This window comes from Mesorhizobium sp. M5C.F.Ca.IN.020.29.1.1, assembly GCF_003997375.1.
Taxonomy (GTDB): domain Bacteria; phylum Pseudomonadota; class Alphaproteobacteria; order Rhizobiales; family Rhizobiaceae; genus Mesorhizobium; species Mesorhizobium wenxiniae.
On sequence record NZ_RZSW01000120.1, the window covers coordinates 1 to 13,359 of the forward strand.

The 13,359-nt window shown below is 60.6% G+C and carries 13 protein-coding genes and 1 tRNA gene; 8 read left to right on the plus strand and 6 right to left on the minus strand.

Annotation, left to right across the window (positions count from 1 at the left end):
- The 4 genes from EOA85_RS12495 to EOA85_RS12510 form a co-directional block, all read left to right on the plus strand.
- A partial coding sequence (locus EOA85_RS12495; RefSeq protein WP_245485715.1) for a beta-ketoacyl-ACP synthase III occupies positions 1-965 on the plus strand: 965 nt, incomplete at its 5' end.
- Positions 966-1,071: 106 nt separating this feature from the next.
- The gene (locus tag EOA85_RS12500) at positions 1,072-1,395 is read left to right on the plus strand and encodes an integration host factor subunit alpha (RefSeq protein WP_095485783.1); all 324 of its coding nucleotides are present in this window, start codon (positions 1,072-1,074) and stop codon (positions 1,393-1,395) included.
- 196 nt (positions 1,396-1,591) lie between these two features.
- Positions 1,592-2,134 carry a MerR family transcriptional regulator gene (locus tag EOA85_RS12505; protein ID WP_127209620.1) on the plus strand — a complete coding sequence of 181 codons (543 nt, stop codon included), beginning with the start codon at positions 1,592-1,594 and terminating at the stop codon, positions 2,132-2,134.
- A gap of 305 nt (positions 2,135-2,439) precedes the next feature.
- On the plus strand, positions 2,440-2,778 hold the full coding sequence (locus tag EOA85_RS12510; RefSeq protein ID WP_127209621.1) for a hypothetical protein: 339 nt from the start codon (positions 2,440-2,442) through the stop codon (positions 2,776-2,778).
- A gap of 52 nt (positions 2,779-2,830) precedes the next feature.
- Here the strand turns inward: EOA85_RS12510 and EOA85_RS12515 are convergent, their stop codons facing one another.
- Positions 2,831-3,046 carry a hypothetical protein gene (locus EOA85_RS12515; protein WP_245485717.1) on the minus strand — a complete coding sequence of 72 codons (216 nt, stop codon included), beginning with the start codon at positions 3,044-3,046 and terminating at the stop codon, positions 2,831-2,833.
- Positions 3,047-3,484: 438 nt separating this feature from the next.
- Between EOA85_RS12515 and EOA85_RS12520 the strand changes: the two genes are divergently transcribed.
- Together EOA85_RS12520 and EOA85_RS12525 are read left to right on the plus strand one after the other, a co-directional pair.
- On the plus strand, positions 3,485-3,772 hold the full coding sequence (locus EOA85_RS12520; RefSeq protein WP_127209622.1) for a helix-turn-helix transcriptional regulator: 288 nt from the start codon (positions 3,485-3,487) through the stop codon (positions 3,770-3,772).
- Positions 3,773-3,949: 177 nt separating this feature from the next.
- Positions 3,950-4,026: transfer RNA gene (locus EOA85_RS12525), tRNA-Pro, on the plus strand.
- A gap of 1,050 nt (positions 4,027-5,076) precedes the next feature.
- Here EOA85_RS12525 and EOA85_RS37425 read toward each other — a convergent pair.
- The gene (locus EOA85_RS37425) at positions 5,077-5,448 is read right to left on the minus strand and encodes a hypothetical protein (protein ID WP_164759621.1); all 372 of its coding nucleotides are present in this window, start codon (positions 5,446-5,448) and stop codon (positions 5,077-5,079) included.
- Between the two features lie 695 nt (positions 5,449-6,143).
- Here EOA85_RS37425 and EOA85_RS38075 point away from each other — a divergent pair.
- Positions 6,144-6,296, plus strand: a complete 153-nt coding sequence (locus EOA85_RS38075) for a hypothetical protein (protein ID WP_206523288.1) — start codon at positions 6,144-6,146, stop codon at positions 6,294-6,296.
- Positions 6,297-6,402: 106 nt separating this feature from the next.
- Here EOA85_RS38075 and EOA85_RS12545 read toward each other — a convergent pair whose 3' ends face one another.
- The 4 genes from EOA85_RS12545 to EOA85_RS12560 form a co-directional block, all read right to left on the minus strand.
- Positions 6,403-7,686: an O-antigen ligase family protein gene (locus EOA85_RS12545; RefSeq protein ID WP_127209623.1), complete on the minus strand. Its 1,284-nt coding sequence runs from the start codon at positions 7,684-7,686 to the stop codon at positions 6,403-6,405.
- Positions 7,683-9,218, minus strand: coding sequence for an undecaprenyl-phosphate glucose phosphotransferase (locus tag EOA85_RS12550; protein ID WP_127209624.1), 1,536 nt, complete (start codon positions 9,216-9,218; stop codon positions 7,683-7,685). Before EOA85_RS12550 ends, EOA85_RS12545 begins: the two co-directional genes overlap by 4 nt.
- A 107-nt stretch (positions 9,219-9,325) precedes the next feature.
- Positions 9,326-10,456 carry a glycosyltransferase family 4 protein gene (locus tag EOA85_RS12555; RefSeq protein WP_127209625.1) on the minus strand — a complete coding sequence of 377 codons (1,131 nt, stop codon included), beginning with the start codon at positions 10,454-10,456 and terminating at the stop codon, positions 9,326-9,328.
- Positions 10,457-10,461: 5 nt separating this feature from the next.
- Positions 10,462-11,025, minus strand: a complete 564-nt coding sequence (locus tag EOA85_RS12560) for a polysaccharide biosynthesis/export family protein (protein ID WP_127209626.1) — start codon at positions 11,023-11,025, stop codon at positions 10,462-10,464.
- A 345-nt stretch (positions 11,026-11,370) separates the two neighbouring features.
- Here EOA85_RS12560 and EOA85_RS12565 point away from each other — a divergent pair.
- Positions 11,371-13,359 (plus strand): exopolysaccharide transport family protein (locus EOA85_RS12565; protein WP_127209627.1); only part of this gene is annotated, 1,989 nt, incomplete at its 3' end.

Genomic DNA, 13,359 nt, shown 5'->3' on the forward strand with positions numbered 1-13,359 from the left:
GATCAGTCGTGCGCGGCACAGGCGCCGCGCTGCCCCGCCGCATCATGAAGAATGCCGATTTCGAAGGCATGGTCGAGACCTCCGACGAATGGATCGCCCAGCGCACCGGCATCCGCCAACGCCATATCGCGGCCGACGACGAGACCACGGCTTCGCTCGGCGAGGCGGCGGCGCGCGCAGCCCTCGACAATGCCGGCCTGACGCCTGCCGATATCGACCTGATCGTGCTGGCGACGTCGACGCCCAACAACACCTTTCCGGCGACCGCCGTCGACATCCAGAACCGGCTCGGCATGCATCACGGCTTCGCATTCGATCTGCAGGCAGTGTGCTCGGGCTTCGTCTATGCGGTTACGACAGCCGACCTCTATATCCGCGGCGGTCTGGCCAAACGCGTGCTGGTGATCGGCTCGGAAACCTTCTCGCGCATCCTCGACTGGAGCGACCGCTCGACCTGCGTCCTGTTTGGCGACGGCGCCGGGGCGATGGTGCTGGAAGCAGGAGAGGGGGCGGGCAGCATTGCCGACCACGGCGTGCTGGCGGCCAGCCTGCGCTCCGACGGGGCCCACAAGGACAAGCTGTTCGTCGATGGTGGACCGTCGACCACCGGAACGGTGGGGCATCTCAGGATGGAAGGCCGCGAAGTGTTCAAGCACGCGGTCGGCATGATCACCGACGTCATCGAGGCGACGTTCTCAGCTGCCGGCATCACCGCTGAGGATCTCGACTGGTTCGTGCCGCATCAGGCCAATAAACGGATTATCGACGCTTCAGCCAAAAAGCTCGGGATAGCAGAGCAAAAGGTGGTGGTTACGGTCGATTTGCACGGCAACACCTCGGCGGCTTCCGTGCCGCTGGCTCTGTCGGTGGCGGTCGCCGACGGCCGTATCAAGAAGGGTGATCTGGTGCTGATCGAGGCGATGGGCGGGGGCTTCACCTGGGGCGCGGTTTTGGTTCGCTGGTAAGTGCCGAACTGACAGGTTCGGTCCTTGACCTTGCCGGATCAATTACTTAGGCTCTATCTTTGCTTATATAGAGTTATGTTTTTGAGCGCTGATGGGGACGGTTCGCATGGGGGGAAAGACACTTACGCGCGCCGATCTTGCTGAAGCCGTTTATCGCAAGGTTGGCTTGTCGCGCACTGAATCGGCCGAGCTCGTCGAAGCGGTTCTGGACGAGATTTGCGAAGCTATCGTTCGCGGTGAGACGGTGAAATTGTCGTCGTTCGCGACGTTCCATGTCCGCTCCAAGAACGAGCGCATCGGGCGCAATCCGAAAACCGGCGAGGAAGTGCCGATCCTGCCGCGCCGCGTGATGACCTTCAAATCATCGAATGTGCTGAAGAACCGCATCCTGCGCGCCCACCAGAACAGCAAGGCCAAGGGCAGCAAATAGCGCCTGCGCTTCAAAAGCCCGGTTGAAAACGGTTGCCCCCTTTGACGCCGGGCTTGAATATTGTTTTATAAACCGCTGAAATAAGGCCCGATTCGGCAGAACAAGCCGGATCGGAATGACTCTTTGTTGAGCGTGATCTTGGCCGAAAACCGATTCCCACTTTTCGGGATCATGCTCCAGCGTGAGGATTTCGCCCATGGACAAGAGCCCCGATGCTTTCCGCACCATCAGTGAGGTCGCAGAAGATCTCGACCTGCCGCAGCATGTGCTGCGTTTCTGGGAAACGCGTTTCAACCAGATCAAACCGATGAAGCGCGGCGGCGGCCGCCGCTACTACCGGCCGCAGGATGTCGAACTGATCAAGGGCATCCGCCACATGCTCTACGACCAGGGCTATACGATCAAGGGCGTGCAGAAGCTGCTGCGCGAGAACGGCAACCATTTCCTGGTCGCCATCGGCAGTGGCGACATGGCGGCCGTCGAGGCGATCTCGCAACGTCGACAGGCCGATGCGGTGCCGCTGACGCTGGCGGCCCAGCCGCGCGGCGCCGATGACGAGATGCTGGTCGGCGAGCCCAAGGTGAAACCCAGCCGGCGCTTTTTCGGCCTGGGCAAGACCGACGACGAAGGCCCGGTGCAGCCAGGCACGTCGAAACTCTCGCGCGACAATCGCGCCTTGCTGCAGGAAGCGCTGTTCGACCTGCTGGAATGCAAGCGCCTGCTCGATCAGGTGCGCTAGCGGATGATCCCAAAAATCGTAATCGATTTTCGGAAAGGATCATACGCAAAATTAAAGTGCTACAGCGTCCTTTGCGCGTCCAATAGGACGCGCGGCGCTGTAGTCCATGTCGCCCAAAGGCATACCCTCAGGCCTGACACGAGGGCGCGCAGCGGTCTGGGATAACGACATGGATAAAAGAACTTAAAGCGGCTCGCATGAACCCCTTCAGACACGACGCGCTTTAAGGGCCGACCGATTGCCGTCAGAAACCGGAACTGCTTCCGAAATCATGCGTTCCTTTTCGCAAAGGAAGGAAGCATATCATGGTATCATTTTCGACCCTCTCCGACATTGACCTTGAAAAGCAGGTCGCAGCCCTCTCCAGGGAACTGGCGGCGCTGAGAAAAGCCGTGTCCAGGCGCGGCAGCGCCTATTACGAGGACGGGCGTGACACCGCGTCGGACTATTACTCGGACCTTGCCGAGCGCATCAGTGAGGCTCTGCCTGCGATCAGGAGGCATAGCAGGGTGATAGAAAAGACAGCCCGCGATCACCCGGCGACAGCGGCTGCTGTCGGGCTGGTTGTGGTCGGGCTCGTCGCAAGCCTGTTCCTCAGCCGCCAGCAGAAAACGTCGCGAACGAGATCGAGATCGGCACGTTGAGACAAGAAAATGGCGGCGCTGACGGCCGCCATTTTCGTTGATAACAAGTTGATCAACGCGCGAGCTTGAGCTTGTTCTTCGGACTGACCTGCGCGGTCTGGCTGCATTTACCGTAGACGGTGCCGTTGGAGTCCCGCGACCTTACAAACCGCGCCGCCGCCGCTCGGATGCGTGCCGTTGGCGAAGGCCGAGCTGAAATGGAGCCGAAGGCCGAGACAACAATGGCGGCGGCGAGCGAAAGGCGCTTGAAGTTCGAGATATCAGTCATTTGAGCATCCTTCTCTGCATCGAGGATCGCCGTCAGGGCGTCCTTCGGGTTGGGGATCGCCTTATGGCGTCCCATACCGTCTTGGTGCGGCCCGGAGAGGAAAGGTTCACGTGTCGGTCAAAAAAATTCGCAGCCCTGATGCGTTCTGCGTTGCATCAGGCTTCCGCCGTCCTTTCAAAACGGCTGCCGTGCCAGCGACAGCCGGTTAAACAAGGGAGGTCGAACAAATTTCGGCGATCGCCCAGTCAAAGAACTCGATCGGAATGGCGGTCCCGTGCCGGTGCCGCCGAGGCCTGTGCCGGGGTTGCGCCGATCGGTATCACGATGCTGTGACGGCACCTTTGGCGCTTGGCAAATCACTACCGAGAGGGCATTCTCTGCGCCGTCTCAGGCAACATCTTGATTTGATCAAACTCTTTAAATCCACGGAGTTGCCAAATGCCCCAAATAGCAACAAGCGAAGCTTTTTCCGAACTGTCGGCGACCGAAGCTGCGCCCGACCACAGCGCCCTCAAGGCCATCCGAGAAACCAGGGGATACAGCATGGAAGAGCTGTCTCTGACGTGCGGCCTGGCGATCGATGAAATCGCGGACATCGAGAACGGCAAGAATGCCGATCCGTCGAAGCTTCGGCGAATAGCCTCCGCGCTCCGGCTTCCGGAAGACGCGCTGATCAATACAGCCGTGCTGACACAATCCGTGGAAAATCGACGGCCCGTCTCATAACAGCGACGCCAGAGGATCAAGCCTGACAAACGAGTGTGATTCTGGATTTGAAGTTCCTGAATGGCTGACGACGTCCAACGGAGCAGGAACTTCAAATCCACAATGCCGGGCATCGGCACGACGGCCGCCGAATTCGGTTGACCCGAACCGGGTTATCACGATACATCGCGACCGGTCCGGAGTGTAGCGCAGCCCGGTAGCGCACTTGACTGGGGGTCAAGGGGTCGTCGGTTCGAATCCGGCCACTCCGACCATTTAATCAAGGGTCCATTCTGGACACATAGGTTACGGTTTATACCGGAGACATGGGTAACACTTTTGGCCCGAAAGGGTTTTGGAGTGGTTCGAGCCTGCATGTCTCATCGTCGAAATATCCCAGATCATAGTCCACGAAGCTGACCAGCCAGATATGGTCCTCGACCTGTTTGATGCCGACGGTCTGGCCGGCGAAGACCTGGCTGAGGTTGATTTTTTCCGATTATAGCAGATGCGCCCGCAGGTGGTGACGGTGACGGCCTTGTCGTGGAACGGATAATCGTGATCAGGCAGGCCAGTGTAGGTGTGCGGAGACGGCGCGTAGTGCTGTGCCGGACAGTCCATGCCGAGCGCTTGGTGCGGCCGCTCATTGAGATCCCTAGTTTTATTGAAGGCGCCTTCTGGCGCCTTTTCCATTTTCGCAACGAAAGACGGTCAAATCGCCCGTTTTCGGAACCCGGAGTCCCGAAAAAGTCCCGAAGTGAAAGCCCGAATGTTCTGCATTCGTGCGCCTCGGCTACTCCGAATCTAGCCTGCGTAACTCTCTAGGAACCCGAAATGCGTATCCTTTCTATTGAGCCTGCCACCCATGCGGGTGACGGGCGATTTCCATGCGTCGCTAGGTTCGACGCGGAGCTGACGCCGACATCCGAGTCTAAGGGCTGCGACTTCTTCGGTCGCCAGACGGTCGATCCCTCACCTACTCACCGTCTTCGGGCGGAAAAAGATGCGCGACCTTCTCACCTCGATTTGAGTGCGGCCCAGGCGTTGCCGATGTTCTCTTGGGCTTCCATGGTTCCTCGCTGAGATGGACTGTCTCAGCGTCAACCGTGAAGGCGAGGCCCTGTTCCATCAAAGTCTAACGACTGGGAAAGCGCACTGTAAAGCATGTGCGGTAACAGTTGATTCAACCGTTGCTGGTATTTTGGAGGAGTGTGGTAGCGGCTCCGACAGTGGCGCGGGAAGGCGAATTGCCGGAGCCGCCAGCGCAGCCAGTTTGGGGGTTTGACCGCGCCGTCCTATTCTGGGACAGCGCGGTCAACGATTCGTTAAAATTCTCCGGAACTAATTAAGAGCATGCTAAATGAATCGCGGTTTTTGCGAGTCAATGCATGCGTTTGAAGTTTGTCCCTCCACTGCTGCCGACCTCGGTTGAGAAGCCTCCCGAGGGTAGCGTGTGGCTTCATGAGGTCAAATTCGACGGCTACCGGTCGCAAATAATCGTTGAAGAAAGCGGCATCGAAGTCACTGGCTGTGGACAGCGCCATCATCGACGGTGAGAGCATCGTGCTCAATGATGCCGGTCTGTCGGATTTCACGGCTTGCGCAAGGCCATCACGCGGCGCCAGCACGATCTCTACTTTGTTGCCTTCGATCTGCTGCACCTCAACGGCCACGACCTGCGCGACCTGGCGCTCCAAGAGCGCCGCGACATCCTTGCCGGCATCTCCCGCCTGACATTCGCATCCAGTTCAGCCAGGCAGCTCCCGCCAATGCGATCTACACCTGATCGACCAGGCCGGCCTTGAGCGAATAGTGTCCAGGCGTGGAGACACTAACTTTCGCAGCGGCCCGTCGACCAGCTGGCTGAAGACGAAATGCTACACTGTCGGGGAATTCGACCTGCGCGGCCACCTTCGAAAGTGAAGGGCTCGAAACGCGGGAACCTTTCATCCGCGAGCCGCTTTGTGTGCATGTCCCAAGCCGTGCAACCACCCATATTGCCAAAGGGCAGCCCAGATCGGGACGTCAACTGTGAAGTCGCCTTGGAAGTCGCATTTGCAGCCTTGGTGACCGCCTCGGAAGCGAAGGGGTGGACGCCGCGCGAAACGGCTGCAGCCTTACTGAAACTCGCAACGGAGCATGCCCAGCGGTTCAGGCTTATGCCGGCTGAGCCGCCAAGGTGGCGAACGCGAAGAGGTATGTTGATTGCGGGCGCCGCGCTCGTGTTTTCGCTGTGTGCAGCCATCGTTTGGTGGATGCTTAGATGATGATCAACGTTTCGCCCCGGATACGGCCGCTGCCGCGGTCGTAGTGATGGCGTTGCTGCCTATACGTTGGATTGCGCGACGCTCGCCTAAGTTCATCCGGCCTGCGCCATGCCGACGGCTATGCTATGTCCATCACCAGCCCTGCAGCGAGTTCCCGCCATATTCGACGGCAATGGAAGACCACCACTCGCTACGCCCACGTGCTGGACGAAGAGGTGGCCGCAGCGATGGAGTTGCTACAAAACGCACGCGAAGTCCCGAAAAAAGTCCAGAACTAGGAAGGGGAAACCGCATAACGCGATGATTTTCAATAGAAATCCGCGTTGCGCCCAATTTCCTCGGGGTCAAGGGGTCGTCGGTTCGAATCCGGCCACTCCGACCATTTCAAAACTTAGACTTGCCCCCAGAAATCCGTCGTGCCGCCGGCGCAGCCAGCGCCACCGGCCGGAACTGCCGCTGATGGCGGTATTCCAGCGCGATGGCGCCCCAGATCAGGCCGAGCAGCAGATAGACGTGGCGCCAGTGATCTATGTCGATGAAGGTGCCCAGCCCGATATTGCCGACGAAGGCGACATAGGCGCACAGAAGATAGGGCTGCCACGGCCTGTCGCGCAGGAGAATGCGGAAACCGGCCGCTATCGTCCAGCAGGTCAGCGTCAGGAACGACACGAAGCCGAGCCAGCCATAATCCATCAGCATCTTCAGCCAGATGTCGTGCGTGTCCTCGCCGAAAATCGTGCCGAAGACGAGCGGGCCGATGCCGAGCGGATGCTCCAGCGCCATCTGGAAACCGATCGTGTAGCGGGCGAAACGGCCGAGGCGGGCGGTATCGTAGCTCTGTTCCAGCTGGGCACGGCTGGAAAACATCTCCGAGACGCCCGGCAGCTGCAGGATGACGAGCATCGCAATGACCAGCAGCGAGACGGCGGCGATGGTCATGACGGCGACACGCAGTCGAAACTTGCCGCTGGCGCTCTGCAGGAACAGGGCGCCGGTAAGCAGGATCGCCGAAACGCCGAACATGCCCCACGCGCCGCGCGAGAAGGAGAAGAAAATGCCGGCCGTGATGATCAGCAGTGGCACCGCTAGCAACGGCATGCGTGAGATAGGGCCTGTCAGCAAGAGATAGAGCAGGTAAATGCCGGGCAGCACCAGGAACGGCCCGAACACGTTCGGATCCTGAAAGGCGCCGGTCGCGCGGTCGTATTTGGTGAAGTTCTCCGCCCCGGGAAAGGCATGGAAATAGCCTGCTATGCCGAGCAGCGAGGTCAGCACCGCCGACATCACATAGGCCAGGAAGATAACCCGGTAGAGGTTTGGCTGGACCGATGTCACCGAGGCAAAGAACACCGCGGTGAAGGCGAGGAACAGCGACACAGAGAGATAGAGCGGGGTGCCGGCAATATCCGACATCTGGGTCATCGAGATCATGCCGCCGATGTTCATGACCACCAGCAGCACCAGCAGCGGCGCCGCCGCGCGCGATATGCGCAGGCCGAACAAGGCCCACACTGCCATCAGCCCGACCATGTAGAGATCGTATGGCGCCGGCTCGGCGATGACGAAGCCGGACAGGAAGGCGCCGAGGAAAACCGCGCTCGACGCAATCAGCGCGATCAGCTTGGCGTTGACTGCAGCCGGCGGCAGCTCATGCGCGACGGCGCTCAATAGGCATTTTCCGTATTGAGCAGCCGGATCGGTGTCAGGAACAGGATTCTCAGATCGAACAGCAGCGACCAGTTCTCGATATAATAGAGGTCGTATTCCGTCCGCATGCGGATCTTCTCGTTGGTGTCCATCTCGCCGCGCCAGCCATTGATCTGGGCCCAACCGGTGACGCCGGGCTTGACCTTGTGGCGTGCGAAATAGCCGTCGACCACCTCATTGTAGAGGAGGTTGTGCGACTGCGCGGCAATGGCATGCGGACGCGGCCCAACCAGCGACAGCGAACCGAAAAGCGAATTGAAGAACTGCGGCAACTCGTCGATCGAAGTCTTGCGGATGAAGCGGCCGACGCGGGTGACGCGCGGGTCGTTCTTGGTCACCGTCTGCTTGGCCGTCGGATCCGCCTTGTCCGTGTACATCGAACGGAACTTATAGACCTCGATGATCTCGTTGTTGAAGCCATGCCGCTTCTGGTGGAACAGCACCGGTCCCTTGCTGTCGAGCTTGATGGCGATCGCGGTCACCAGCATGACTGGCAAGAACACGACGATGCCGACGATCGAGAAGACGATGTCGAAGGCGCGCTTGGCGACCGAATCCCAGTCGTTGATCGGCTTGTCGAAGATATCGAGCATCGGCACCGAGCCGATGTAGGAATAGGCGCGCGGCCGAAATTGCAGCGCGTTCGAATGCGCCGAGAGCCGGATATCGACCGGCAGCACCCACAGCTTCTTCAAAAGCTGCAGGACGCGCGATTCGGCGGTCAGCGGCAGCGACACGATCAGCATGTCGATGCGGGCGATGCGGGCGAACTCGATGAGCTCGGAAACGGTGCCGAGCTTCGGATAGCCGGCGACGACGGGTGGCGAGCGCTTGTCGCCGCGGTCGTCGAAGATGCCGCAGATACGAATGTCGTTGTAGGGCTGCTTTTCGACGGAGCGGATCAGGACTTCCGCCGCCGTGCCGCCGCCGACGATGACGGCGCGGCGCTCCATGCGCCCGTCGCGCGCCCAGCGCCGGATCAGCTTCGACATCAGCAGCCTCAGGCCGAAGATCAGCATGAAGCCGACGACGAACCAGGTGCCGAAAAACAGGCGCGAATAGTCTTCCGACATCTTCATGGCGAATGCCGTCAGCGCCATCAAGGCGAAGGTGCCGGCCCAGACCAGCAGGAGACGGCCGAAATTGGCGAGCGGCCGCATCAACGAGACGACCTGGTAGCAATCGGTGACGTCGAGCAGCACCACTGCGAGGAACGAGGCGGCGGCAATCGTCAGCGGGTATTGCCAGGCGAGATGGCTGAAGAAGCCGACATAGTAGAAATAGACGCAGAGGCCCGACAGGAACAGCAGCGCGAATTCGACCATGCGCAAGACGCCGCTGACCATGATCGGCGACATGGTATCGCGCCGGTATTGCGACGCGACCTGACGGGCGACGTCGTTCATCCCGCCAAGGTTATCGCCGCTGGCCGGGCCGTCGAATTTACGCACCGCGTCTATCGAAAAGCGGCGTGCGGGATCGATCTCGTTCATGGGTGCATCCGCAAAGCTTCCCTCAGGTGAATAGCAAAAGAGAGCTAAGAAACCCTTGAAACAACAGGTGGCTTTAGAGAAGCTTTGGGGTTAGCGCCCTTTTGGGGTTACCGCTTGAGCGCGGCGAAATAGGCCGTCTCGATCGCGGCGGCCATCACGTCGGCGCCGAATCGCGTCTTGAGGTCGGCGCTGTCGGGCATCAGGCTGCCGTAGGCATTGAGGTCGGCCAGCGCCGCGCTCATCTTGTTGCCGAGTTCGCGCGGGTCAGGCCGGATCAGGGCAGGGGAGCCGGCGCCAATGATTTCCGGGATGCCGCCGACGGCGGTGGCGATCATCGATTTGCCGGCGGCGAGCGTTTCCAGAACGATGTAAGGCATGGCTTCCGCACGCGAGGGAACGATAACCAGTTCGGCCAGCGCGAAGGCTTTGCGCGCCGGCATCGGCGGCAGGAAGCGCGTATGGCCTTCGAGACCGAGGCGCTTCACTTGCGCATGGTAGCGCGGCAGGTCGTCGCCGTCGCCGACCATCACCGCTTTCACCGGGCGGCCGAGCCGCGTTCCGGCAAGGACGAGCGCATCGATGAAGATGTCCGGTCCCTTGAGGTCGCGCATCATGCCGATATAGAGGACATCGGCCGCATTCTGCTCGGTTCGCACCGGCTCGAACTCGGCGGCGCTCAAGCCGTTGTAGACAAGGTTGTTCGGGATGGGCGGTTCGCCGACCTTCCTGTGATATGTCTGCCTTTCATAATCGGAGACAAACAGAAGATAGTCGGTGAAGCGCGCCATGAATCGTTCGAGCGCGAAAAACAGCTTCCCCGTGGCGGTAGTCTCGTCATAGTGAAGAGAGCCGCCGTGAGGCGAATAAAGGCGGGCTACGCGAGACCTTGATACCCGCAACAATGAGCCGAACAGGCGGGCATAGGCGCCACCCTTGGCGCCGTGCCCATGGAGCACGTCCGGCCGCAATCCCTTGATAAGCCCGAAGGTGCGCCAGGCCGAGGCGAGATCGCCCGGTCCGACATGCCGCTGCATTGGCGTCCGATGGATGCCCAGCGCCATTTTGCCCTTCATTTGTTCGAACAAATGTTCCTCAAAATCGCCACCCGTCGTCGAATCGCAGACGATGCCGACGGCATGCCCGGCGGCGACCTGCGCCTCGGTCAGGTCGCGCACGTGACGAAAAATCCCTCCGACAGGTGAGCGAAAGCAGTGGACGATCCTGAGTGTGTCCGCCACGTGGTCTAGAACAGGCGTTCGCGAACGTAGACCGTGTCGCCGGGCAGGAGTGGGTCGGAGGTGGCCACGCGACCGGTTATGACCTTGCCATTGATGTCGCGGGTGATGTCGACGCTTTCCTGGTTGGCGCGCGGGCTGAAACCGCCGGCGATGGCAATCGCCTTTTGCACGGTCAGGCCGGGAACATAGGAGTACTGGCCTGCGGCGCCGACTTCGCCCATGATGAAGATCGGCCGGTAGCGGTCTATCTCGACCGAAACGTCCGGATCGCGCAGGTAGCCCTGGCGCAATTTGTCGGCGATCTCGCCTTCGAGTTGCTGTGCGGTGTGGCCACGCGCCGGTACGGCGCCGACGAGCGGGATGGACAGGTAACCGGATTGGTCGACGCTGTAGACGTTGGTCAATCCTTCCTGCTCGAACACGGTGACGCGGACCCGGTCGCCGGCACCAAGGCGATAAGGCTGGTCGAGCATTTTATGGAAGGCGGCCGGCGCCGGCCGGTAGCTGGAGCAGCCGGCAAGCAACGACACGGCGAGCAGCGCGCGGAAGAGGGAAGCAGTGCTTTTCATGGCCGGACACGTACCTTCGATTGGCCGCTGTTACACCGCGGCAAACTCTGGGGATCGAGGCCCGTTATCATCCCGTTAGGGTTAATGGCCGGTAAAGGCGGCGGCAACCGACAAAACACGGCCGGTTTAATGCTTTTGTTGCCGCTTGCGAGTCAAACCTAACAGGTATTTACCGCGATATTAACGGCTGAGTTACCATAGTTGTTTACGGTGCATTCTGACCAATGCATGTCGCCCAAAAGTGCGCAGCGGTTTTGGGACAACAACATGCATGAAAACAAGAGCTTAAAGCGCGTCGTATGATCTGTTCAAACGCGACCTGCTTTAAGTACCGGAGCAGGATGCATGTCCGTTAAATCGGTGGCCGCAGATGTCGACGTCGATCTCAGGCAGCTCTTCGCAAGCCTTGCGAGGAATTGGCTGCGCATTCTTGTGGTGGCGCTGGTCATAACCGGCCTGGCGTTCGCGCTCACCTGGCTCGCCACGCCGCATTACAGGGCCGAAACACGGCTTTTGATCGAGACGCGCGAATCGGTTTACACGCGCCCCGACGGCACCAATGACAACGACAAGCCGATTCTCGACGAGGAAGGCGTGACCAGCCAGGTCGAGGTTGTGTCTTCGACCGACATCCTCAAGCAGGTGGCGCAGAAGCTCAATCTGTCGCGGCTTCCCGAATTCGACGAGACGGCGGACATGTCGATGTTGAGCCGTCTGCTCGTCATCGCCGGCCTGAAAAGCGACCCCAACGAGATTCCGCCTGAAGAACGCGTGCTGACGAAGATGCGCGAGAAACTCAACGTCTATCGCGTTGAAAAATCACGGGTAATCGTCATCGAATTCTCCTCGGAAAATCCCAGGCTCGCCGCCGAAATTCCGAACGCCATCGCCGACGCCTACATCTCCGTCCAGGGCAATGCCAACATCGAATCGAATTCCGCCGCAACCGACTGGCTGGCGCCTGAGATCGCCGACCTGTCGAAGCGGGTTAAGGACGCCGAGGCCAAGGTAGCAAGCTACCGCGCCCAGTCCGATCTTTTGATGGGCGGCAACAATTCGGTGCTCGCCACCCAACAGCTTTCCGAACTGTCCAGCGAACTGTCGCGGGTGCGGGCCAATCGCGCATCGGCAGAAGCGACGGCCGACAGCGTGCGCAGGGCGCTGCAGAATGGCGGCTCGCTGGATGCGGTACCAGAAGTGCTGTCTTCCGAACTCATCCAGCGGCTGCGCGAGCGGCAGGTCGAGCTCAAGACCAACATCGCCGACCTTTCCACCTCCTTGCTCGACAATCATCCGCGCATCCGGGCGCTGAGATCGCAGCTTGCCGATCTCGACCGCCAGATCCGCAACGAGGCGGAAAAGATCATGAAAGGGCTGATGACGCAGGCGCAGACCGCCCAGGCCCGCGAAAACCAGCTCGTCGCCGACGTCAATACGCTGAAGGCTGCATCGGCGCGCGCCGGCGACCAGCAGGTCGAATTGGATGCGCTGCAGCGCGAAGCGACCGCCCAGCGGCAGCTGCTCGAATCCTACCTGACCCGTTACCGTGAGGCGTCTTCGCGCAAGGACAGCAATTATCTGCCGGTCGACGCCCGTGTCTTTTCCCGCGCGGTGGCGCCGTCCGAGCCCTATTTCCCAAAAATCCTGCCGATCACCGGTGCTGCCTTCGTCGGTTCGTTGCTGGTCATGGCGATCGTGACCCTTCTGCAAGAGCTGTTTTCGGGTCGCGCCATGAGGCCGGCCGCCGGCGCCCGTTTCGAACGGATCGAACAGGTTGCGATGCCTGTTGCCCACGAACCCTCCAATCACGAACCGGCCGATATCGAGGACGTCGAGGATCGGGCCGCGGAAGCGCAGGCAGAGCCGGAAGCGGCTGCCGCGGCGCAAGCAACTGCCGCAGCAACTGGCGAGGACGTGGAGCGGGCGCGCCCCACCCTTGGCGAGGTCGAAATCGACAAGGCGGTGGAAAAACTGATCACAACCGGGGCGGCGCGAGCCATATTCGTGTCGCCGGAAGGCGACGAAGCGGCCGCCTCGTCGGTGCTAGTGGCGCGTGAGGTCTCCGACGCCGGTCTGCGTGTGCTCCTGCTCGATCTCACCGCCTCGGGCGCCGCCTCACGGCCGATGCTGGACAGCGGGCTGTTCCCGGGCATTACCAATCTGCTCGCCTCCGAAGCGCAGTTCAGCGACGTGATCCACCCCGATCTCTATTCGGACTGCCACGTCATTCCCGTCGGCACTGCCGATCCGGTCCGCGCCATGCGCTCCGCCGACCGGCTGCCGATCATCATGCAGTCCCTGACCACCGCCTACGATCTGGTCGTGGTCGAATGC

Bases quoted from the DNA above. Each gene is read 5' to 3' on its own strand.
- EOA85_RS12500 (WP_095485783.1), top strand. From the start codon at position 1,072: ATGGGGGGAAAGACACTTACGCGCGCCGATCTTGCTGAAGCCGTTTAT.
- EOA85_RS12505 (WP_127209620.1), top strand. From the start codon at position 1,592: ATGGACAAGAGCCCCGATGCTTTCCGCACCATCAGTGAGGTCGCAGAA.
- EOA85_RS12510 (WP_127209621.1), top strand. From the start codon at position 2,440: ATGGTATCATTTTCGACCCTCTCCGACATTGACCTTGAAAAGCAGGTC.
- EOA85_RS12515 (WP_245485717.1), bottom strand. From the start codon at position 3,046: ATGACTGATATCTCGAACTTCAAGCGCCTTTCGCTCGCCGCCGCCATT.
- EOA85_RS12520 (WP_127209622.1), top strand. From the start codon at position 3,485: ATGCCCCAAATAGCAACAAGCGAAGCTTTTTCCGAACTGTCGGCGACC.
- EOA85_RS38075 (WP_206523288.1), top strand. From the start codon at position 6,144: ATGTCCATCACCAGCCCTGCAGCGAGTTCCCGCCATATTCGACGGCAA.
- EOA85_RS12550 (WP_127209624.1), bottom strand. From the start codon at position 9,218: ATGAACGAGATCGATCCCGCACGCCGCTTTTCGATAGACGCGGTGCGT.
- EOA85_RS12560 (WP_127209626.1), bottom strand. From the start codon at position 11,025: ATGAAAAGCACTGCTTCCCTCTTCCGCGCGCTGCTCGCCGTGTCGTTG.